This window comes from Haloferax sp. SDI50 (assembly GCF_059802635.1).
On sequence record NZ_JBPULL010000003.1, the window covers coordinates 12,785 to 32,042 of the forward strand.

At 68.4% G+C, this 19,258-nt stretch carries 19 protein-coding genes; 8 read left to right on the forward strand and 11 right to left on the reverse strand.

Going from position 1 to position 19,258, the window contains the following annotated elements; translation table 11 throughout:
- Position 1 precedes the first annotated feature (1 nt).
- Together ACSR87_RS17060 and ACSR87_RS17065 are read left to right on the forward strand one after the other, a co-directional pair.
- A complete protein-coding gene (locus tag ACSR87_RS17060) occupies positions 2-1,990 on the forward strand; it encodes a DUF58 domain-containing protein (RefSeq protein WP_498531681.1) in 1,989 nt (662 codons plus the stop codon).
- Complete coding sequence (locus tag ACSR87_RS17065) at positions 1,959-2,468, forward strand: DUF7519 family protein (RefSeq protein ID WP_498531415.1); 510 nt, start codon at positions 1,959-1,961, stop codon at positions 2,466-2,468. The genes ACSR87_RS17060 and ACSR87_RS17065 overlap by 32 nt, the downstream gene beginning before the upstream one ends.
- Positions 2,469-2,500: 32 nt before the next feature.
- On the opposite strand, the gene ACSR87_RS17070 is transcribed toward ACSR87_RS17065, so the two are convergent.
- Both ACSR87_RS17070 and ACSR87_RS17075 read right to left on the reverse strand, forming a co-directional pair.
- Entirely contained in the window at positions 2,501-3,331 is an 831-nt protein-coding gene (locus ACSR87_RS17070) for a hypothetical protein (protein ID WP_498531416.1), read from the reverse strand.
- Positions 3,328-3,759, reverse strand: coding sequence for a DUF7575 domain-containing protein (locus ACSR87_RS17075; RefSeq protein WP_498531417.1), 432 nt, complete (start codon positions 3,757-3,759; stop codon positions 3,328-3,330). Before ACSR87_RS17075 ends, ACSR87_RS17070 begins: the two co-directional genes overlap by 4 nt.
- A gap of 109 nt (positions 3,760-3,868) precedes the next feature.
- On the opposite strand from ACSR87_RS17075, the gene ACSR87_RS17080 reads away from it, so the two are divergent.
- A complete protein-coding gene (locus ACSR87_RS17080; protein ID WP_498531418.1) occupies positions 3,869-4,075 on the forward strand; it encodes a hypothetical protein in 207 nt (68 codons plus the stop codon).
- Between the two features lie 77 nt (positions 4,076-4,152).
- Positions 4,153-4,752 (forward strand): TetR/AcrR family transcriptional regulator, encoded by a 600-nt coding sequence (locus ACSR87_RS17085; protein WP_498531419.1) that lies wholly within the window; start codon positions 4,153-4,155, stop codon positions 4,750-4,752.
- 40 nt (positions 4,753-4,792) lie between these two features.
- Here the strand turns inward: ACSR87_RS17085 and ACSR87_RS17090 are convergent, their stop codons facing one another.
- Positions 4,793-5,548 (reverse strand): SDR family NAD(P)-dependent oxidoreductase, encoded by a 756-nt coding sequence (locus ACSR87_RS17090; protein ID WP_498531420.1) that lies wholly within the window; start codon positions 5,546-5,548, stop codon positions 4,793-4,795.
- Between the two features lie 126 nt (positions 5,549-5,674).
- On the opposite strand from ACSR87_RS17090, the gene ACSR87_RS17095 reads away from it, so the two are divergent.
- Positions 5,675-6,649 carry a DUF1028 domain-containing protein gene (locus ACSR87_RS17095; protein ID WP_498531421.1) on the forward strand — a complete coding sequence of 325 codons (975 nt, stop codon included), beginning with the start codon at positions 5,675-5,677 and terminating at the stop codon, positions 6,647-6,649.
- Positions 6,650-6,680: 31 nt separating this feature from the next.
- On the opposite strand, the gene ACSR87_RS17100 is transcribed toward ACSR87_RS17095, so the two are convergent.
- From ACSR87_RS17100 to ACSR87_RS17130, 7 genes are all read right to left on the reverse strand, one after another.
- Positions 6,681-7,004, reverse strand: coding sequence for a DUF7521 family protein (locus ACSR87_RS17100; RefSeq protein ID WP_008572211.1), 324 nt, complete (start codon positions 7,002-7,004; stop codon positions 6,681-6,683).
- A complete protein-coding gene (locus ACSR87_RS17105) occupies positions 7,004-7,345 on the reverse strand; it encodes a winged helix-turn-helix domain-containing protein (RefSeq protein ID WP_008572212.1) in 342 nt (113 codons plus the stop codon). Before ACSR87_RS17105 ends, ACSR87_RS17100 begins: the two co-directional genes overlap by 1 nt.
- A gap of 196 nt (positions 7,346-7,541) precedes the next feature.
- Positions 7,542-8,792, reverse strand: a complete 1,251-nt coding sequence (locus tag ACSR87_RS17110) for a hypothetical protein (RefSeq protein WP_498531422.1) — start codon at positions 8,790-8,792, stop codon at positions 7,542-7,544.
- A 265-nt stretch (positions 8,793-9,057) separates the two neighbouring features.
- Positions 9,058-9,546: a TQO small subunit DoxD gene (locus tag ACSR87_RS17115; protein ID WP_498531682.1), complete on the reverse strand. Its 489-nt coding sequence runs from the start codon at positions 9,544-9,546 to the stop codon at positions 9,058-9,060.
- A 144-nt stretch (positions 9,547-9,690) separates the two neighbouring features.
- Positions 9,691-10,278 carry a nitrous oxide reductase accessory protein NosL gene (locus ACSR87_RS17120; protein WP_498531423.1) on the reverse strand — a complete coding sequence of 196 codons (588 nt, stop codon included), beginning with the start codon at positions 10,276-10,278 and terminating at the stop codon, positions 9,691-9,693.
- Between the two features lie 168 nt (positions 10,279-10,446).
- Positions 10,447-13,152 (reverse strand): PAS domain-containing sensor histidine kinase, encoded by a 2,706-nt coding sequence (locus ACSR87_RS17125; protein ID WP_498531424.1) that lies wholly within the window; start codon positions 13,150-13,152, stop codon positions 10,447-10,449.
- Between the two features lie 122 nt (positions 13,153-13,274).
- Positions 13,275-14,891 (reverse strand): long-chain-fatty-acid--CoA ligase, encoded by a 1,617-nt coding sequence (locus tag ACSR87_RS17130; RefSeq protein WP_498531425.1) that lies wholly within the window; start codon positions 14,889-14,891, stop codon positions 13,275-13,277.
- Between the two features lie 193 nt (positions 14,892-15,084).
- Between ACSR87_RS17130 and ACSR87_RS17135 the strand changes: the two genes are divergently transcribed.
- From ACSR87_RS17135 to ACSR87_RS17145, 3 genes are all read left to right on the forward strand, one after another.
- Positions 15,085-16,635: a cobyric acid synthase gene (locus ACSR87_RS17135; RefSeq protein WP_498531426.1), complete on the forward strand. Its 1,551-nt coding sequence runs from the start codon at positions 15,085-15,087 to the stop codon at positions 16,633-16,635.
- A gap of 128 nt (positions 16,636-16,763) precedes the next feature.
- The gene (locus ACSR87_RS17140) at positions 16,764-17,420 is read left to right on the forward strand and encodes a lactate utilization protein (RefSeq protein WP_498531427.1); all 657 of its coding nucleotides are present in this window, start codon (positions 16,764-16,766) and stop codon (positions 17,418-17,420) included.
- A gap of 316 nt (positions 17,421-17,736) precedes the next feature.
- A complete protein-coding gene (locus ACSR87_RS17145) occupies positions 17,737-17,880 on the forward strand; it encodes an HVO_A0556 family zinc finger protein (protein ID WP_008572224.1) in 144 nt (47 codons plus the stop codon).
- Between the two features lie 57 nt (positions 17,881-17,937).
- Here ACSR87_RS17145 and ACSR87_RS17150 read toward each other — a convergent pair whose 3' ends face one another.
- Positions 17,938-19,185 (reverse strand): ABC transporter substrate-binding protein, encoded by a 1,248-nt coding sequence (locus ACSR87_RS17150; protein ID WP_498531428.1) that lies wholly within the window; start codon positions 19,183-19,185, stop codon positions 17,938-17,940.
- Between the last annotated feature and the right edge of the window lie 73 nt (positions 19,186-19,258).

A 19,258-nucleotide genomic window follows, 5' to 3' on the forward strand; every position in this document is an offset into this window, starting at 1 on the left:
GTTGGTCGTCGGTCTCGTGTCGGGCCTCGGCGGTGTACTGTTCGTCGCCTCCCCGGGCATCGTCCGTGGCGTCTCACTCACGGGAGCCGCCCGAACCGCGCCCGTCGCCGTCGTCGGCGTCGCCACCGCCGTCCTCGCCGCCCGCTCGCTGTTGAACGGTCTCGGAGACGACGCCCCGGACGACGGCGAGGGAAGGACAGCCACCGCAGGTGCGTTCCCCTCGCCGGAGCGTCGTCCGCGCTACGACCCGCCGGGGACGGAGTTCGCCCGGCGAGTGGACGCAATCGGGTGGACCGACCGGCGCGACGCGGAGCCGGCGAACCGCCGGGAACTCCGCGGCGACCTCCGCGACGTGGCGGCGAGCGCGCTCTCGCGGGCTGACGGGGCGAGCCCGAGCGAGGTCGAAACGCGACTAGACGACGGGAGTTGGACGGACGACCCGGTCGCGTCGGCGTTCTTCGCCGGCGACCTCGTCCCGTCGCTGTCGCCCTCGGGATACGTCCGCGCGCTGGTCCGCGGCGAGCCGCCGTTCGCGCGCCGGGCGCGTCGCGCCGTCGCCGCGCTGTCGAAGCGGTCCGGAGCGGACGACGTGACGCCGGCCCCGTCGGCCGACCTTCGGACGGCGTTCGAAGACGAACCCGCCGTGCGAACGAGTCGATACCTCCCGAGCCGCGAACGCGAATCAACGACTGACCGGGTCCGCGGAGTGACCGCCGCAGCGCTCGCGGTCGGCGGGCTCGGAATCGTCACGTTGCGACCGGGACTGCTCCTCCTCGCACTGTTCGGAATCACCGTCTCGGGGTACGCCCGCGCGGTCTCGGCCCCATCGCGGGCGGTAACGGTCGAGAGAGTCGTCAGCGACTCCGAGCCCGCGGTCGGTGACGAGGTCGAGGTGACCCTCTCGGTTCGGAACGTCGGCGACGCGACGCTCGCGGACCTCCGGTTCGTCGACGGGGTTCCGCCGGGCCTCGCCGTCGTCGACGGGTCGCCGAAGTTCGCGACTGCGCTCCGACCGGGAAAGCGTGCGAGCGTCACGTACACGGTCGAAGCCGTCCGCGGCGACCACGCGTTCGACCCTGCGCTCGTCGTCACGCGCGACGCCCTCGGGGTACGCAAGCGGGAAACGCTCGTCGACGCCGAGACGACGGCTTCGTGTCGTCCGCCGGCGAAACCGCGTTCCGGTCGTGCCACCGCGAGAACGACGACGCGAGCGGGTCGGTCACGGTCGGACGCCCCGGGGCCGGGCGTCGAGTTCCACTCGGTCAGAGAGTACCGGCCGGGCGACCCCCCGTCCCGAATCGACTGGCGGCGGAAGGCCAAGACGGGGGAGTTCTCGACGGTGGCGTTTCACGAACACCGACGCCAGCGAGTGCTGGTCGTCGTCGACGCGCGGACGGAGGCCTACGTCGCATGGGGTGACGAAGCCGATGGGAGCGGCGGAAGCGATGGGGGCGGCGACGGTGAGCCGGTCGTCCAACGGGGCGTCGCCGCGGCCGACGCCCTCGTCTCTCGCTTCCGCTCTGCGGGCGTTCCGGTGGGTCTCGCGGCGCTCTCTCCGCGGTCCTGTTGGCACCCACCCGGTCGCGGCGGCGACCACCACCGCCGAATTCGCGAGACGCTGGCGAGCCATCCCGCGTTCGGGTGGGAGGCCCCGGACGGCGAGGTGGACGCGTCCGCGGCAGTGCACGAGATTCACCGACGAGTACGGGCGGACACGCGAGTCATCTTCGTCTCGCCGCTCTCAGACGACGCGAGCGTAGTCGCCGCGCGGCGGTTCGACGCGCACGGGCACCCAGTTTCGGTGCTCAGCCCGGACCCGACGGCTCGGACGCGCAGTCGTGGCTACGAGTCCGGATACGCGTCACTCACGAGGGAACGCCGGCTTCGGCGGCTTCGAGCGGCCGGTATCCCGGCGAGCGATTGGAACCCGTCCGAACCGCTACGGGAGGTGATGCGAGATGGCCGAAGCCGTGCCACAACGTCCGGATAGCGCCCCGCCGCTCCGGAGTAGCTGGAGTGCGCTCGCGGCAGCGACGGGTGCCGCCGTCATGACCGCGGTCTCGGTGCCCGCGCTCGCGATGGGCGCGCTGGGGCTGCTCTCGCTCGCCGGTGCCCTCACGTTCGGCGTCGAATCGGCCTACACGCCGGGCATCGCGCTCCTCGCGGGGTCAGTCGTGCTCGCGGGCGTTCTGGGTCTGACACCGCCGTTCCTGCTCGCGGCCGCGTACCTCGTACTCCTCGCGTGGGACGTGGGGAAACACGGGTTCGGCATCGCGCGAGAGGTCGGGCGGGAGCCCTCGACGCTCCGAATCGAGGCCGTCCACGGACTGAGCAGCGCGCTCGTGTATGCGGCCGGTGCGACGCTCGGCTACGCGATATACGCCGGCGTCACCGGCGGACGGTCGGTCGTCGCGCTTCTCGCACTCCTCGTCGGGGCCGTGACGCTCCTGTTCGCGTTACGGACGTGAGAGAGAAAGGCGGGGTCGAGGGCGGAGCCCAGTCACGCCGTCCGACCGACGGACGCGCGTAACACGGACCGGTCGACAGACCCGGGAAGCGCCCGCAGAGCCGCGAGCGCGTCCTCCTGCCGCCGCGCTGCCCGCTCCCGGAGAAGCGATTCGTCGCACTCGGGCGGGGAAATCGCGGTCGCGGCGGGGTCGGACTCGCAGATGCGACGGAGTTGATGCGCGACGCTAGCCTCGCGACCGACGCGGCCGAGCAGTCGGCGCTGAGCCTCGTCTGCGTCGGCGAGCAGTGAGCCGAGAACGGACGCGGTCTCGCCGAGCCGACCGGCCGTGTCCTCGCAGTACGAGACCACCTCCGCCTCGGTCCGAAGCGAGGCCCGCTCCGCAGAGCGGAACGTGCCGACGAGTCCCCGAGCCGACTCGTTGAGCCGTTCGACACACGCGCCGAGGTGCGACGAGGGGACCGAGCTAATCGAGGAGTAGGCGGCCGCGTGGAGATAGTCGCCGGCGAGGAGCGCCGTCGTCGAGTCCATCGTGAGCGAGTGGGTGCGAGCGTCCGAGAGTTGAACGAGTAGCCGGCCTCGAAGACGGTAGTACCCCCACAGGAGCTCGACCGCCGACCCCGCGGCGTGCACGGAGCGAGCGTCGACGGCGTCGTCGGTCTCGGCGGCGGCGTCAACCGTGTCGGCGAGGAGGTCGGCGTACCAGCGCGTCTCAGACTCTTCGACGACCTCGCGAGCGGTCGCCGCCGCCGACTCGTCCAAACCGGCGAAGAGCGACCGGACCCGGGATTCGACGGCGGAATCGAGGTCAGACGAGCGACCCGCCGCGTCGGTCGCGTCGGTCGCGTCGGTCGTGTCAGTCACGTTCGAGTCCCCCCTTCGGCGGCGTCAACATCGACTTCGGCCTCGGAACCGGGGACCGAACCGAGTTCGGTCGCACACCACTGACAGAACTCAAGCGACGGGTCGGCGGCGCGGCGACAGTTCGGACAGACCCGGCCGTCGCGGCTCTCGGACCGCTTCGACGCGCGGTTCTGGACGCGCGCGACCACGTACGCGTCGAGAGTGGCGAGGAGGGTAACGACGAACAGCGGCGCGGCGCTCCAGAAGTCGCCCGCGCCCTGCAAGTACATCGCAACCGCGTCGGGACCGCTCAGAGAGCCGACGCCGAGGAAGACGGCGGCCCACGCGAACGCGCGCTTCCAACGGCGGAGATACAACTGTCCGAGCCCCGCGACGAGCGACGAGAGGAGCGCGGCGAGAAGCGGGCGTTTGACTGTACGTTGATTCATATATTGAATTTCTGTTCAACCACGTATAGCGGTTCGGGTCACCGAACCGCGGTACCGCTACCGGTAATTTAAATATTGAATTAATATTCAACAGCGTCGTGGGAACACGATGAACGACACAACGACGCGGAGATATCTCGCGATTGGCGGACTGAGCGCGGTGCTCTCGCTTTTCGTCCTCCCTATCGCGGGGTTCGTCTCGGTCTACACCGGCTACAAAGTACACAGACACACGAAGAACATCTACAGCTATCTGCTAGCCGGAGTGGGCTCGCTCTCGGTGCTGTTCTGGGTGGCCTACCTGATTCGGCTCTGACCGCGGTCGGCGGCGAGTCATCCCGCTGTCCGCGACGACCCGAAAGCGACACTTCCGTCGAACGCGAACCGCCGGATATGACGCAGGACGGCCGCGCCGAGGAGTTGGAGCCGGCGAAGCGACGCATCATGGAGGCGACGTACAGGGCGCTACAGAAACACGGCTACGGCAACCTGACGATACAACACATCGCCGACGAGTTCGAGAACAGCAAGACGCTCCTGTACTACCATTACGACGGGAAAGACGAGCTGCTGGTCGACTTCCTCGACTACGTCCTCGCGCAGTTTCTGAACAGCCTCCCTCGAGGGGACCGCACGCCCAAAGAAGAACTCGAAACCCTCGTCGACACGCTCCTCCCCGAGACGCTCTCAGAGGAGGCCTACCGGCTCCAACTGTCCATGTTCGAACTCCGGGTGAACGCCCCGCACGACGAGGGCTGTCGCGAGGAGTACCGCCACGTCGACGCCGAGCTCACGGAGCTGCTGCGGGACATCCTCGTCCGCGGCGTCGAGGCGGGCGAGTTCGACGTCGACGACCCAGAGGCCGAGGCCGAACTGTTTCTCTCGATTCTAACTGGGACGCGCGCCCGCCGGCTGACGGTGTTCAAACCCGACGAGTCAATCGAGCCGCTCCGAGCGGCCATCCGGTCGCACATCGACCGCATCTCGGCGTAGTCGCCGCCGAGTCGGCCGCCCGGGTCGCGGTCGCGCCGGTTCAGGCCAGTTTACCGCCGTCGACGGGGAGCGCGTGGCCGTTGATGAACGACGCATCTTCGGAGGCCAACCACGCGACGGCGCTCGCAATCTCCTCCGGTTCCGCCATCCGTCCGAGCGGCTGTTCCGCGGTGATGGCCTCGACCGCGCCGGGGTTCGCTTCGAGCGACCGCTCGACCATCGGGGTTCGGACGACGCCCGGACACACCGCGTTGACGCGGACGCCCTCCTCGGCGTACCGCACGGCCGCAGACTTCGTCAATCCGACCACGCCGTGTTTGCTCGCGACGTAGGGTTCGCTCCCGTCGGCAGCGAGTCCGGCGATTGACGAGGTGTTGATAATCGCGCCGCCGTCGCTCTCCATCAGCGCCGGAAGCTCGTGTTTCATGGCGAGCCAGACGCCGGTGAGATTGATTCCGAGCACTCGGTCCCAGTTCTCCCGCGACTGCTCCGGAAGCGGGTCGTTGTCGCCCTCGATGCCCGCGTTGTTGTGCGCGATATCGAGGCCGCCGTACGTCTCGCGGGCCGTCTCGACCATCGACCGCGCGTCGTCGGCGTCGGTGACGTCGACCGCGACGAACGTCGCGTCGCCGCCGTCGGCCTCGATTTCGGAGACGACCTCGCGCCCGCGCTCGGCGTCGATGTCACCGAGCACCACGTTCGCACCCTCGGCGGCGAGCCGCGTAGCGCTCGCCCGCCCGATACCGCTGCTCGCGCCGGTCACGACCGCAGTCTTGCCGTCTAATCGGTCTGCCATACGCTGTTGAATATTTTGTCAATATATAACCTATGGGGTTCGAGAACGGCGTTCGAGAATCGCTCGTCGCCGTCCGTTCCGCCGAGAGGTGAACCCTTATTCGCCCGGCGTCCGTCGGTTCCGACCATGACACCGCGACCGTCGACCTTCTCAATCGTCGCCCGCGACCCCGAACAGGACGCCATCGGCGTGGCCGTCCAGTCGAAGTTCGTGAGCGTCGGCTCCGTCGTCCCGTTCGTCAGCGCGGACGCCGGCGCAGTCGCCACCCAGAGCTTCGCGAACGTCGCCTACGGCCCCGACGGACTGGACCTCCTGCGCGAGGGGCACTCGGCCGAGGAAGTCGTTTCCGAACTGACCGACGCCGACGACGAGGCCCCGAGCAGGCAGGTCGGCGTCGTCGGAGCCGACGGGAGCGTCGCGGCCTTCACCGGCGACGAGTGTTTCGACGTGGCCGGCGACATCCAGGGCGACTACTACACCGTTCAGGGGAACATCCTCGAAAACGAGGCGACGCTCGACGCGATGGCCGAGGCGTTCGAGACGACCGACGGCGGCCTCCCGGAACGCCTGCTCGCGGCGCTTCACGCCGGCAACGACGCCGGCGGCGACAAGCGCGGCGAGCAGTCCGCAGCGATGTATATCGCCAAGCCCGAGGGCGGTTACGACGGCGGCAACGACCGCTGGGTCGACGTGCGCGTCGACGACCACGACCACCCGATAGCCGAACTCGAACGCGTGTTCAAACTGTACGACATCACGCTCTTGGAGCGCGAAGCGCCCGCGGAGACCGTGTCGCTGTCGGACGAGACCGCCGAGGCGGTCCTCGAAACGCTCTCCGAACTCGGCTTCTACGACGGGACGCCGAGCGGCGAGTTCGACGACGAGGCCGTCGAGGCGCTCGAATCGTTCCGGGGCATGAACAACTTCGAGAACCACTCGCTTTCGGTCCTCGAAGACGCCATCGCCCGCGGCTGGGATGAGGTCGAAACCGAGGACGAGACGGCGGCTGGCGACGGCGCGACACACGAGGACGAATTCGACGGGGAAGCGCGGCTCATCGAGGCGATTTGGCAGGGCCTCAGCAGGCTCGACAGGAAGTAGTCGATTCCGAGACGCGGAGAGAAACCGACGCCTACCGGCCCGTTGCGATACGGAGCGAGTAGGCGATACAGCCCAGTCCGGCGAGCTGCGTCAGTCTGACGAGCAGCCGGAAGACCCCTTGGAAGTGGATGGGAACGAGGCGGAACGCGACGAGGCCCTGCCCCGCGACCGCGAGCGTGTAGGCGACGCCGAACAGGAGAATCATGCCGACCGAGAGCCACCGCATCGACCGCTCGTCGTTTCGCCGGAGGCCGCGGTAGGCCTGATAGCCGATGTAGAGGCCGACGAGTGCGGAGAGCGTCGCCGCGCCGCCGGCGAGCAGCCCGAGGGGAGTGCCGAAGCCGGGAAGCGCCATCAGAACTTCCCCCACAGGCGCGTCAGTTGGTCGGCCACGTCGTCGCTCCGGCGGTCGAGTTCCCACGAGAGGTCGCCGTCGCGGACCGTCACCTCGAACCGACCCAGTTGGGAGACGTACGCCGTCTCGTGGTGACCGTCGGCCCGGGGTCGCGTCCGCTCGGCGACGAGGTCCGCGTCGACGAGTCGGTCGAGACGGCGGTAGATAGACGAGGTCGAAAGCCCGCAGCGCTCGCTGAGTTCCTTCGCCGACCGCGGCGACTCGCTCGTCGCGACCAGAATCGACCGCACGTGCTCGTCGTCGAGGAGTTCGACGACGGTCGCCAGGTCGACATCCGACATCTCGTCTCTACGGGTCATCCGACTCGTCCATAGGTGCTGTGTCTCATCGTCGGTGTGGAAATCGAAGCTAGTCGTACCGCCGCACGGGGAAAACGCCGGGCGCGGCGGGAGGCGAGGCCGGTGGGGGGGAACAGAAGGCTGGCACGGGGAGGGATACGGGTGTCGAGGGCGGCCGACCCGGGCGCACGAGACAGCGTCACGCATCGGTCTCACCGCCGAGTTCGCGGCCGAAGAGGATGGTGAAGTGCGTGCCTCCTATCGAGTACACGACGCTCACATGGTCGACACCGGGAGAGTCACCGAGGTCGATGGTCGCCTCCGCGCCGGGCGCGACCGTCTCGGCTCCCGGCCAGAGCGGCTTTTTCTCGACGCGCCCGGGGGCTTCGGGAAGAGAGAGGTCGTAGAAGAGTCGGTCAGCGGGGACGGTCTCGCCTGCCTCGTGGCGCACCGTAACGCGGTCGGCCGCCTCGTCGTAGGCCACCCCCCACGTCACCTGCGGAAGCCGGTACCGCGGGTCGATTTCGCCGTCGGGACGGAGCGGCACGCGCGTCTCGACCGTGGCGAGTCGGCCGTCGACGTACACGTCGAAGGTGTCGGCGGCCTCGGCGAAGCGATAGGAATCGTCCCTGAGCGCCGATTCGAGTGCCTCTTTCGTCGGAACGCGGTCGGTCGTGTACCGGTAGTGGACGATTTGGTAGGCGTTGTCGCGGTCGAACCGGAAGCCGTCGGCGAGCATCGCCGGGTGGTCCGTGGGGTCGCGGAGGCTCGTGTTGATGCCGACGTGGGACGGCTCGCCGGCCGCCGCGGTCAACTGCTCGAAGTCGGAATCGACCTCGTGGTACCGGGGGCGCTCGCCCGCGCCGGTGTCGACGAGCGCCTCCAGATTCGGTTCGCCGTGGAGATCCGCGCTCGTGAACACGATGGTGTCGTCGCCGACCGCGACCCGGCGAGGCCCGTCGTCGCGGGCGAACACGTCGTAGCCGCGGTACGTGCCGACCCGCTCGTACCCGCTTTCGGTGAGCGTCCGACCGACGGACGAACGCTCGAAAGACGCCTCGATTACGCTTCCGAAGACCGAGTCCACGAGGTGGTCGTAGCGGTCGAAGCCGATGCCGAAGTAGTCCAGTTCTGCCCTGGAGTACGCCTGTCGGGCGACGAACAGCCGCGGCGCGTCGGACCGAATCCCCGGCTTCCGAGACGAACTGAAGTAGTACCGGTCTGGCGGTCGCTCGAGGCTCGACGGGGCGGGGAGCCAGCGCCGATACGCCGGGGCGGACGTCGGGGGGACCTCAAGGCGGCCGTAGCGCTGAGCACCGCCGAGCGGGGGAAGGTCCGAGAGGCAACCGGCGGTCAGCGCGGAGAGCGACGCGGCCGCGACGGCGGTTCCAGTGGCGAGGAACTGTCGTCGCGTCGAGCCTGTGGAGGGCCGAGAGTCGTCGGGGGACATGGGGCAATGTGACCGGCGGGCGACAGGAGCATATAACCGAGCTATCGAGTGCGGACGGGCGCAACTCGACGACAGCTATAAGTGGACGTTCGGACGTTCGAACGCTCGTTCCGGTACCGTCGTCGGCGCAGGGGAAGTAGTAACACCGCGAAAATCAGTCTCGTCGGTCGGAGTGTATTTCATCCGTCGAAGCGCGCCGAGTGCGGTAGAGTTGGTGGGTCACCGCGGCGCACCGACACGGCCGCGCGGGGGAAGGATGTCCCGCTCAGCCGAGGAGGTACTTGAGTACGGGGCGCTGCTGGACGAACTCCATCTTCTCGATGATGGCGTCGAGGCCGAGGATGCGGCCCGCCGCGAGCGTCCCGACGATGACGAACATCATCAGCCCGAACAGGTCGCCGTTGACCACGCCGTGGCCCCACTCGGCGTTCCCGAGGTAGAAGAACACCATCAGGACGCCGCCGAAGAAGGCGGCGAGCCGGACGAGTGCGCCCACGATGAGCCCGAGACCGATGAGAGCCTCACCCCACGGAATCATGACGTTCGTGAGGTCGAGGAGCCACGGGGTCGCGGCGGCCCACGCGAAGAAGCCCTGGAGCGGCGAGGCTGCGGGGGCGTTCGCGAGGTAGCCCGCGGCGCTGAACGGCTCGCCGACGATTTTCGTCACACCGGCGTGGAGGAACCAGTAGCCGGTGATGAGGCGGGTCAACACGAGCACGTAGCCCGTGACGCCCTGCGAGTAGTCGAAGTCCATCCTGTTCCCCAGCATCTCGATTTGTGAGTTAGCGGCCATTGTCTTTCACCTAACAAATGAACGAACGGCCGTCGAGAGCATATAAAGGGGTCGTGATTTTCGAATCTAAGGAATCGAGAACGACCGAAAGAGAGCGTCTAACATTCAGCGCCGGGCGATGAGGTCGCGCGAGATATCGGCGCGCTCGTAGACGGCTCCGTCGTGCGCGTCGGCGAACGCCTCGGCGTCGCCGTCGTCGGAAAAGGGGACGAAGTCGGGACCCATCGACCCGTTGACATCGGTTCCGACGACGTAGACGAGGTCGTCCATCGGCGCGAACGCGTCGGCGTCGAGGTGCGCGGAGATGAACGTCCGGCCGCCGTCGTCGAACAGGTCGTACTCGACAGTGCTGTAATCCGTGAGGTAGCCGCCGGCGCGATTCCACCCGTCGTCCTCGCGGTCGAGCGCGTAGGAGAACGTCTCCCAGGCGCTACAAAATCGCGCCGGGTTGTCGTGACCCTCGGGGCTGTGGTCGGCGTAGAACAGTTGCCCGGCGGGGCCGGGGTGTTGGTCGATGACCATCCCGCAGGCGTCGCACTGTTCGCCGCCGGTCAGTGCGACTGCCTCGGGAGCGTCGCCACCGCCGTCGGTTCCGAGACCGCCCAGACACCCTGCGGTGGCGGCGACGCCCGCGACACCGACGGCAGACAACACGGCCCGACGAGCGAGTTCCCGGTCGCAGTGGTTGCACATACGCGACGCTAGCCGATGGGCGCTGAAAGGGCAATTGGTGCGGGAACCGAACCAAGCGCCGGGCGTGTGGTCAGCCCGCCACGTTCCGGCCGAGCCGAGAGCGCCGTGACTCGGCACAGTCGCCACGGGGTCCGCGGTCCGCGCCCCCGGCGACGAGTCGCGCGTACGTCAGTCGGAGCCCGCCGAATCGGTCGTCGTTCGGTCCGCCGACCGCGTCACGAACTCGAACCGCGCGCCGCCCTCAGCCGACTCGGTGAGCGAGACGGACCAGCCGTGGGCGTCGGCGATGTCGCGGACGATTGCGAGACCGTAGCCGGTGCCCTGCGGCATCGTGGTGTAGCCGTGGTCGAAGACCTGCTCGCGGCGCGTCTCGGGGACGCCGACGCCGTTGTCCGCGACGTAGAAGCCGGCGCGGTCATCGAGCGCGCCGACGCGGACGGCGAGCGGGTCGTCGGGCTGCTCGGGGTGTTCCACGGCGTGGTCGGGAGACTCCCGACTGCCTGTGGAACCGTGTTCTACGGCGTCGTCGGATGAAGACCGACCGCCCGTCGAGCCGTGCTCGACCGAGTTTCGAAACAGGTTCTCGAAGAGCCTGAGCAGGCGGCCGTCGTCGCCCTCGACGACGAACAGTTCCTCGCGGACAAGCGTCGCGTCACCGGTGTCGACGAAGCGCCACGCGTGGTCGACAACGCGCGCGAGGTCGACGGGTTTAGCGTCGACGACGGGCGTCCGCTGGCGGGCGAGGTCGAGCACCTCCTCGACGAGTTCGGACATCCGGTCGACCGCGTTGGCGGCGCGTTCGAGGTGCGCCCGCTCGCCCGACTCCATCCCGAGGTCGAGGTAGCCGGTGGCGACCGCGAGCGGGTTACGGAGGTCGTGGGCGACGATGGAGACGAAGTCGTCGAGCCGCTCGTTGGCCGCCGCGAGGTCGGCCTCGCGGTTCCGAAGCTCCTGTTCGCGGACGGTCCCCGAGAGCGCGGAGGTGACCGTCGAACCGAGGAGTTCGAGCAGGTCCTCGTCGACGTCGAGGAACGCGCCGTCGTCGTCGGTCGAAACGATGAGCAGGCCGTGGCCCCCGAGCGGGACGCGCAGGACCGACTTCCCGTCCGACTCGGGGGGGAGAAGCCGGTCGTCGACGTCGGCCGCGTCGACCCGGCTAACGGCGTCGGACTCGAAGCCGCCGGGGGCGGTCTCGATTGGCGTCTCCGGGTCGAACTGCTCCGCGGTCGAGGCGGCCGGCGACAGGGCACCGCGGTCGTCGGCGAGCCAGACGGCGGCCGCGGCGTCGGGCACGAGTTCGGGGACGATATCGACCGCGAGCGCCGCGACCTCCTCGACGCTCTCGGTGAGGATGAGGTCCTGCGTGACCGCTTGCAGGGTCCGGAGGCCGTCTTCGAGTCGCGCGCGGTTTGTGACGTCGATGGCGACGCCGAGGAGCCTCGACACCTCGCCGTCGTCGTCGAAGACGGGCCGGTACCACGCGTCGTACACCGCGCCGCGGTACTCGATTCGGGTGTCGACCGCCTCGCCCGACAGGCCGCGGGCGATGGCGTCGGTGGCCGCGGGTGTGTCGTCGTAGAGGTCGAACGCGGAGCGACCGACGACCTCGCCGGGCTCGCGGCCGAGCGACTCCAGTCCGGCCCCTTCGGACATGGTGAACACGCCCTCGGCGTCGAACGCCGAGAGGATAACCGGGAGGTTCTGCAACACCGTTTCGAGGCGCTGGTTGGTCGATTCGAGGGCCTGCAAGTAGCGCTTCCGCGTCGTCACGTCGCGGAAGTAGACCGACAGCCCCGACGGCGAGGGGTACGCGCGGACTTCGAACCAGCCGTCGTACGGCTCGGAGTACGTCTCGAACGTCACCGACTCCTGGGTCCGCATCGCCTCGTGGTACTTCTCGTACAGTTCGGCGCTGTCGGGCGACGGAACGAGGTCCCAGATTCGCTCGCCGAGTTCGGGCTCTCTGACCTCGCTGAAGATGTCTCGCGCGCGGTCGTTGAGGTAGACGAACCGCCAGTCGGTGTCGAGCGCGAAGAAGGCGTCAGTCATGCGTTCGAGCAGTTCGCCCCGCTGGGTGGTGGCGACCTCGCGGTCGGTCACGTCCCGCGGGATGCCGACGACGCCGGTCACCGCCTCGCCGTCGCCCGCCGGCGAAAGGGAGAGTTCGAACAGCCGCGAGACGCCGTCGGCGTCGACGAATCGAATGTCGAGGCGTTCGGTGACGCCCTCCGAGAGGACTCGCGAGACGGCGTCGCGGTAGCGCTCGTACTCGTCGGCGGGGAACAGTCCGGCGTCGACGAGCGACTCGAACCGCTCGCCTCGGAGCGCCTCGGACGCGCGCCCCGTTATCGCCTCGATTCGGGGATTCACGTACTCGACGCGGCAGTCCTCGTCGAGGACGAACGCGCCGTCTTCCATCGCCTCGACGATGACGCGGTAGCTCCGCGTCTCGATGGGGCGGTCGTCGGCGTCCCGGCCTAAGACCCCCCGGACCGACTCGACGAGGGCCGCGTGAGAGTCGTCGGTCTCGTCGCGGACCAGGTAGTCGTCGACACCGAGCGAGACGGCGCGGGCGGCGAGCGCCTCGTCGCCGGCGGCGGCGTAGACGACCACCGGAGGCCCGACGCGAGCGTCGGCGGCGGCGGTGACGAGCGCGTCGAGGTCGAGACCGTCGGGGAGGTCGGCGGCGGCGACGAGACAGGAGACGGTGCGCTCAGCGAGTGCCGAGCGCGCGGCCGCGGCGCTCTCGGCGCGCTCGACCGGGCGCTCGAAGGCGTCCCGGAGCGTCGAGACGACCGGACCGGAGACAACGCCGTCGGCCGCGACGTAGAGAATCGCGCCGACGGAGGTGCCCCCAGCACTCGGGGGAAACATGTTAGAGACGAGATATGCAGAGAGGCAATAATCTTGCGGGCGAAGCGGCCGGACCGCCGGAGGAGACGGCGATGGGACGAGACGGGCGTCGGGTCGTCGAATCGCAGAGTCGCCGTCAGCAGTTATCCCTGCCCGACCATCCGCTCTTCGTCGTCCCACTCGCGCTTGCGGAGTTCGTACTTCTGAATCTTGCCGGTCGCCGTCTTGGGAATCTCCGCGACGAACTCGAACTCGCGGATGGCCTTGTAGCCGGCGAGGCGGTCGCGGGTGTACTCGGTCAGTTCCTCGGCGGTGACGCCGGGGTTCTCCACGTCGCCGTTCGCGGGGACGACGAACGCCTTGGGCGTCTCGCCCCATTTCTCTGACGGCGCGGGGATGACCGCCACGTCCCCGACGGCGTCGTGGTCGAACAGCGCGTCCTCCAGTTCGACCGAGGAGATGTTCTCGCCGCCGGAGATGATGATGTCCTTCTTGCGGTCCTGAATCGCTATCATCCCGTCTTCGTTGATGACCGCGAGGTCGCCGGTGTGGTACCAGCCTTCGAGGCGGTCGTTGAACGCGTCGTGGGTCTCGTCGGGCTTGTTCCAGTACTTCTCCATCACCTGATTGCCGCGGACGACCACCTCACCGATAGTGGCGTCATCGCGCGGGACCTGTTCTCCATCGTCGTCGACGACGCGTAGGTCGGTCCCGAGGGGGGCGACGCCCTGCCGCTGTTTGAGCGAGAAGCGCAGGCCGCCCTCGTCGGGGATGAGTCGGTTCGCGTCCGAGGTGGCGATGAGCGGGCCGGTCTCGGTCGCGCCGTACAGTTGGGTGAACTCCCAGCCGAACTCGGACTCGGTGTGGCGAATCGTCGCGCTCGGCGCGGCGCTCCCGGCGGCGGTCACGCGAACCGGGTTGTCGCCGGCGTACGCCGGGTCGTGTTCCTCGGCGTACTCGCGCAGAATCGACAGCACGGTCGGCGCGCAGCAGAAAAAGGACACGTCTTCCTCGGTGATGGCGTCGAACACCTGCTCGGCGTCGACCCCACGAGTGCAGACGTGCTTCGCCCCGCGGCCGGTGACGGCGTAGATGTGGCCCCAGCCGTTGACGTGGAACATCGGGAGCGTCCACAGGTACACGTCGTCGTCCGCGATGTGGTGGTGAATCGTCACCAGTTGGGCGTGGAGCGACTCGGTGCGGTGGGTGCGGCAGACGCCTTTCGGGTCGCCGGTCGTCCCCGAGGTGTAGTTGATGGTGATGAGTTCGTCCTCGGACATCTCGGGGCGCTCGTAGTCGTCGGCGTCGGCCCCGTCGAGGAACGCCTCGAAGTCGAGCCAGTCGCCGTCGACGGCGGCGGGGTCGTTCGTCACGAACACCTCGGCGGGCACGTCGTCGCGGACGGCCTCGATTTTCCCCGCGTACTGGTAGTCGGCGTACACCACGGTCGCGCCGGAATCCGACAGCAGGTACTCGTAATCCTCGGTCGTGAGGCGGTAGTTCAGCGGGACGTGGAGCGCGCCGCACTGCATCGCGCCGAAGGCCGCTTCGAGGTGGTAGTGCGTATTGGGGTCGAGCACCGCGACCCGGTCGCCTTTCTCGACGCCGCGGGATTGCAGCGCCGCCGAAAATCTGTCCACCCGCTCACCGAACTCCGCGTAGGTGAAGCGCTCGCCGTCGACGCCGACGACCGCCTCGTAATCGCCGTAGTACGTCCGGGCCCGGTCGAGGAAGTCCGTTACGAGTAACTGTTTCTTCATTCATGATAGACCGGGCGGGCGAGTGAACTAAACGCACCACTTCCGGCAACATTTCACAGGGCCGACGTGACTACCACAGTATGACGGGGAACGTCGTTGAGGGGGTCGAACGCGCCGCCCGGACGCGGCGGGGGCGCGCCCAGCCGACGGCGAAACGAACACCTTTGAACCGCGCGGCCCTGACTCCCGGCAGATGACGACGCCGACCCTCCTCGTCGCGGGGACCGCGAGCCACGTGGGCAAAAGCACCGTCGCCGCCGGGCTCTGTCGCCTGTTCGACGACCGCGGCCTGTCGGTCGCGCCGTTCAAGGCGCAGAACATGAGCAACAACGCCCGAGCGGTGGCGACCGCCGACGGCGACGGCTTCGGGGAAATCGGCGTCTCGCAGTACGTGCAGGCCCGGGCCGCGCGGGTCGCGCCGACGACCGACCACAACCCCGTCTTGCTCAAGCCCCACGGCGACGGGGCGTCGCAACTGGTCGTCCACGGCCGGGCGGCCGGCCTCAACACCGCGAGCGACTACTACGCGACCCACTGGGAGGACGCCCGCAAGGCGGCGGTCGAATCACACCGTCGGATAGCGGCCGACGCGGACGTGGTCGTCGCCGAGGGGGCCGGCTCCATCGCCGAGATAAACCTCCACGACCGCGATTTGGCGAACATCGAGACCGCCCGCTTCGCCGACGCGGACATCCTCCTCGCGGCCGACATCGAGCGCGGCGGCGTCTTCGCCAGCCTGCTGGGAACGCTCGAACTCCTCCCCGAGGACGTGCGCGACCGCGTCGTCGGCGCGGTCATCACGAAGTTCCGCGGCGACCCGAGCCTCCTCGAACCGGGACTCGACGAAATCGAAGAGCGGACCGGCGTGCCCGTCCTCGGCGTCCTCCCCTACGACGACCCCGGCCTCCCGGAGGAAGACAGCCTCGCGCTCCCCGCGGCAGGCGAGCGCGCCACCGTCGGCGACGACGACGGCGTCGCGGCCGAACACGCGGTTACTATCGGCGTGCCGCGACTCCCGCGCATCTCGAACGCGACGGACTTCGGCCCGCTGTCCGAGACGCCGGGCGTCCGGGTCGCCTACCTCCCGCTCGATGCGACGCTCGACGGCATCGACGGGGTGGTTCTCCCCGGAAGCAAGAACACGGTCGACGACCTGCTCGCGCTCCGCGACGCCGGTTTCGACGACGAACTCGCCGGCTTCGACGGCCCGGTCGTCGGCATCTGCGGCGGCTACCAACTGCTCGGCGAGCGTATCGAAAACGCCGACATCGAGGGGTCGGGAGGCGACGAGACGGTCGCGGGACTCGGTCTCCTACCGATAGTCACGCGCTTTTCCCGCGACAAGCGGGTCGAACCCGTCGCCGTCGAGTTCGAGGGCGCGGGACCCTTGGCCGGCGCGACGGGAATCGTCGACGGCTACGAGATACACATGGGCGACAGCCGCATCGTCGGCGGCGCGACCCCCGTTTCGGGCGACGGCGCGGCGCTCGGGAGCGTCGCGGGGACGTACATCCACGACCTGTTCGCCAACGACTCGCCGCGGAACGCATTCGTGGACGCCGTGTACGAGTCGGCCGGGCGCGACCGGCCGGCGTCGGAGTCGGCCGAAGCCGACGCGGACGCCGGCGCGTCGGGCGACCCCTACGACCGCGCCGCCGCGCTCGTCGCCGATAACCTCGACGTGGCGGTGCTCTGTGACTCGCTCGGGTTAGAGTGGCGGAGTCGCCAACGCGGCGACACGTAAACCCGTCTCCGACGAGGCCGGTGACACGTCCGTAACCACCTGACATCGCCGTCAGCGAGCGTTTAACATCCGATAGGCGCTACACGTTGTCGTCGGAGCACCCACCGACTCCACCACCACACTCACATATGTCTCAACAGAAATCCGACTACGTAGACGACGCCGACATCGACGCCGACCTCGACCAACTCCCCGACGACGAGACAGTCGAAGCGACCGTCGAGAACCTCGAAGCGAGCGGGTTCGACGTCGTCGTCGTCGACACGGCCGACGAGGCGCTCGAAACCGTGCAGTCGCACATCCCCGCGGGCGTCTCCGTGATGAACGGCCACTCGACCACCCTCGAAGAAATCGGGTTCGACGACTACCTCAGCGAGGGCGACCACGACTGGGAGAGCCTGCCGGACCAGATTTGGGGCATCGACGACGACGCGGAGCGACAGGCCGCCCGCCGCGACTCCCAGACCGCCGACTACTTCCTCGGCGGCATCAACGCCATCGCCCAGACGGGCGAACTCGTCGCCGCGGACCTCTCGGGGAGCCGCATCGGCGCGTACCCCTTCGCCGCCAGCAACGTCGTCATCGTCAGCGGTATCAACAAAATCGTCCCGACGCTCGACGACGCGCTCGACCGCCTCGAATCCGTCGCGTACCCCCTCGAAAACGAGCGCGCGAAGGAGGCCTACGGCGTCGAGTCGATGATTGCGAAGCAGCTCATCTTCCGGCAGGAAGTCGAAGAGGGACGCACCACCGTCGTCCTCATCCGCGAGCAACTGGGCTACTAACGTCGGACGCCCCCGTCCCCCTCGACGCGTCCCCGCGCTCCTCCGGGGCGGCTTCGCCGCCGCTCCGGACGACCCATCACCACCGCTTCACCGGGTCCCCCACCACCACTGCCCCGGACCCACCGTTTTGCGCGTTCTGCGTCCCACACACGAGTGGCGACTGTCGTCAACGAGGGTCGACCAGAGGCGACGAAAGGCATCTAGAGACGACGAGGGACGACGAAACAACCCGAACCGCGGAGGTCTCGGGAGTGTCACGGACTACGATATATCGAACCGTAGAAATGTTCTTGGGACTGGAGCCGCATCGTCGTGTATGGCCGAATCCGCACACCTGCTCGGTACGTTCGACGAAGAAGACTGCACCTACTGCGACGGCGACCTCGTGACGGGAAGCTACAAAGACAACGAGGCCATCGTCTGCGACGACTGCGGCACGCCGGCGGTCCAACTCTGGTAAGCCCCAAACGAGGACGAGCGAGTCGGCCGTCGCCGTCCGGCGGCGAAGGCGGTCGCCTCAGTCGCCGGTGACGATGCCGGCGACGCGCTCGCGGTCGAACAGCCGTTCGTCTTCGGGAATCTCGGGATACGCACCGCCGTCGTACGCCGGCCACGCGCCGAAGCGGTCGGGATAGAGCTGCTTGGCGGTCATCTCCAACTGGAACAGGTTCATAATCGGCCCCTGCACCGGGGTTCCCGAGGGGTAGACGCGGTCGTTTCGGACCGCGCTGAGTTCGCCCCCGACGGGGTGGTTTTCGAGGGTCTCGCGAATCGACGCCACGTCGTAGTACGAGTCGATACCGTAGCTGTGGAGCAGCACGTCGGGGTCGATTTCCAGCATCGCCTCGAAGTCGTAGGAAGTCTCGAACGTCACGTCGCCGGCCGCGAACGCGTCGGTGACGCCGAGCGGGCGGATGTGCGAGGTTGCGAAGCCGGGTGCGTCGATTTTCGTCGGGTAGAACGTCTCGTCCATGTAGATGACGACGCCGACGGTCGGGCGCTCCGACTCGGGCGGGAGGTCCGACCGAATCGTGTCGAGGAGGTCGCTGTGGACCGATTCGAGCGCCGCGTAGCGGTCTTCCTCCCGGAACACCTGCCCGACGTTCTCGACGATTTCCCAGAGCGTGTAGTACTCGTAGTCGTCGGCGTACGGCTCGGGCGGTTGGGCGTGCGTGCGACTGTAAGCGTTACCGAACCACGGCGCGACCTGCTCGCGAATCTCCTCGACGTCCGACTGGTCCCAGCCGTCGAAGCTGGCCACGAGCGCCGGGTCGACGAGGTGCAGGTCAGAGTCGAGTTCGTAGACGAGTTCCTTGTCGATGTTGACGTTCCCCGACCCCGAGTTGAGCTGCGCGAGGTCGCTCCGGTCGAACGAGACGCCGTCGAGGCGCTCGTAGTAGGCGTCGAGCGTCCGGCCGCCGGCGTCGCTGTCGAAGCCGAGGGAGTTCACCGCGTCGCCGTGGCCGAAAGCGACCGCGGCGTCGGCGTACACGAGGTTGTACACCATCACGTCCACCGGGACCGACTCGAACGTCACGTCGCCGGCCGGCGACATCGACACCGTGTAGCCGGCGGCGTCGCCGTCGGCGGCCGTCTCCGCGTCGGTCGTGGTCGTCGCCGCGGACGTCTCGGTCGCGTCCGGCGACGACTCCGCGTCGTTCTGCCCGGCACAGCCGGCTAACAGACCGCCCGAGAGCAGTGCGCCGCCGCCCTTGAGGCACGCGCGGCGCGTGGGCGTCGCCCGGTCGGTGAGGTCCTGATCCATGCGTTTGGGCAATCCTAGACGGATAAATCCGTTTCGGAATTTCGGCGTGCCTAAATCGGTACGTCTATATGTA

Excerpts from the sequence above, each read along its gene's own strand:
- ACSR87_RS17065 (WP_498531415.1), top strand. The coding sequence starts at position 1,959 with ATGGCCGAAGCCGTGCCACAACGTCCGGATAGCGCCCCGCCGCTCCGG.
- ACSR87_RS17075 (WP_498531417.1), bottom strand. The coding sequence starts at position 3,759 with ATGAATCAACGTACAGTCAAACGCCCGCTTCTCGCCGCGCTCCTCTCG.
- ACSR87_RS17080 (WP_498531418.1), top strand. The coding sequence starts at position 3,869 with ATGAACGACACAACGACGCGGAGATATCTCGCGATTGGCGGACTGAGC.
- ACSR87_RS17085 (WP_498531419.1), top strand. The coding sequence starts at position 4,153 with ATGACGCAGGACGGCCGCGCCGAGGAGTTGGAGCCGGCGAAGCGACGC.
- ACSR87_RS17090 (WP_498531420.1), bottom strand. The coding sequence starts at position 5,548 with ATGGCAGACCGATTAGACGGCAAGACTGCGGTCGTGACCGGCGCGAGC.
- ACSR87_RS17095 (WP_498531421.1), top strand. The coding sequence starts at position 5,675 with ATGACACCGCGACCGTCGACCTTCTCAATCGTCGCCCGCGACCCCGAA.
- ACSR87_RS17100 (WP_008572211.1), bottom strand. The coding sequence starts at position 7,004 with ATGGCGCTTCCCGGCTTCGGCACTCCCCTCGGGCTGCTCGCCGGCGGC.
- ACSR87_RS17105 (WP_008572212.1), bottom strand. The coding sequence starts at position 7,345 with ATGTCGGATGTCGACCTGGCGACCGTCGTCGAACTCCTCGACGACGAG.
- ACSR87_RS17110 (WP_498531422.1), bottom strand. The coding sequence starts at position 8,792 with ATGTCCCCCGACGACTCTCGGCCCTCCACAGGCTCGACGCGACGACAG.
- ACSR87_RS17115 (WP_498531682.1), bottom strand. The coding sequence starts at position 9,546 with ATGGACTTCGACTACTCGCAGGGCGTCACGGGCTACGTGCTCGTGTTG.
- ACSR87_RS17120 (WP_498531423.1), bottom strand. The coding sequence starts at position 10,278 with ATGTGCAACCACTGCGACCGGGAACTCGCTCGTCGGGCCGTGTTGTCT.
- ACSR87_RS17125 (WP_498531424.1), bottom strand. The coding sequence starts at position 13,152 with ATGTTTCCCCCGAGTGCTGGGGGCACCTCCGTCGGCGCGATTCTCTAC.
- ACSR87_RS17130 (WP_498531425.1), bottom strand. The coding sequence starts at position 14,891 with ATGAAGAAACAGTTACTCGTAACGGACTTCCTCGACCGGGCCCGGACG.
- ACSR87_RS17135 (WP_498531426.1), top strand. The coding sequence starts at position 15,085 with ATGACGACGCCGACCCTCCTCGTCGCGGGGACCGCGAGCCACGTGGGC.
- ACSR87_RS17140 (WP_498531427.1), top strand. The coding sequence starts at position 16,764 with ATGTCTCAACAGAAATCCGACTACGTAGACGACGCCGACATCGACGCC.
- ACSR87_RS17145 (WP_008572224.1), top strand. The coding sequence starts at position 17,737 with ATGGCCGAATCCGCACACCTGCTCGGTACGTTCGACGAAGAAGACTGC.
- ACSR87_RS17150 (WP_498531428.1), bottom strand. The coding sequence starts at position 19,185 with ATGGATCAGGACCTCACCGACCGGGCGACGCCCACGCGCCGCGCGTGC.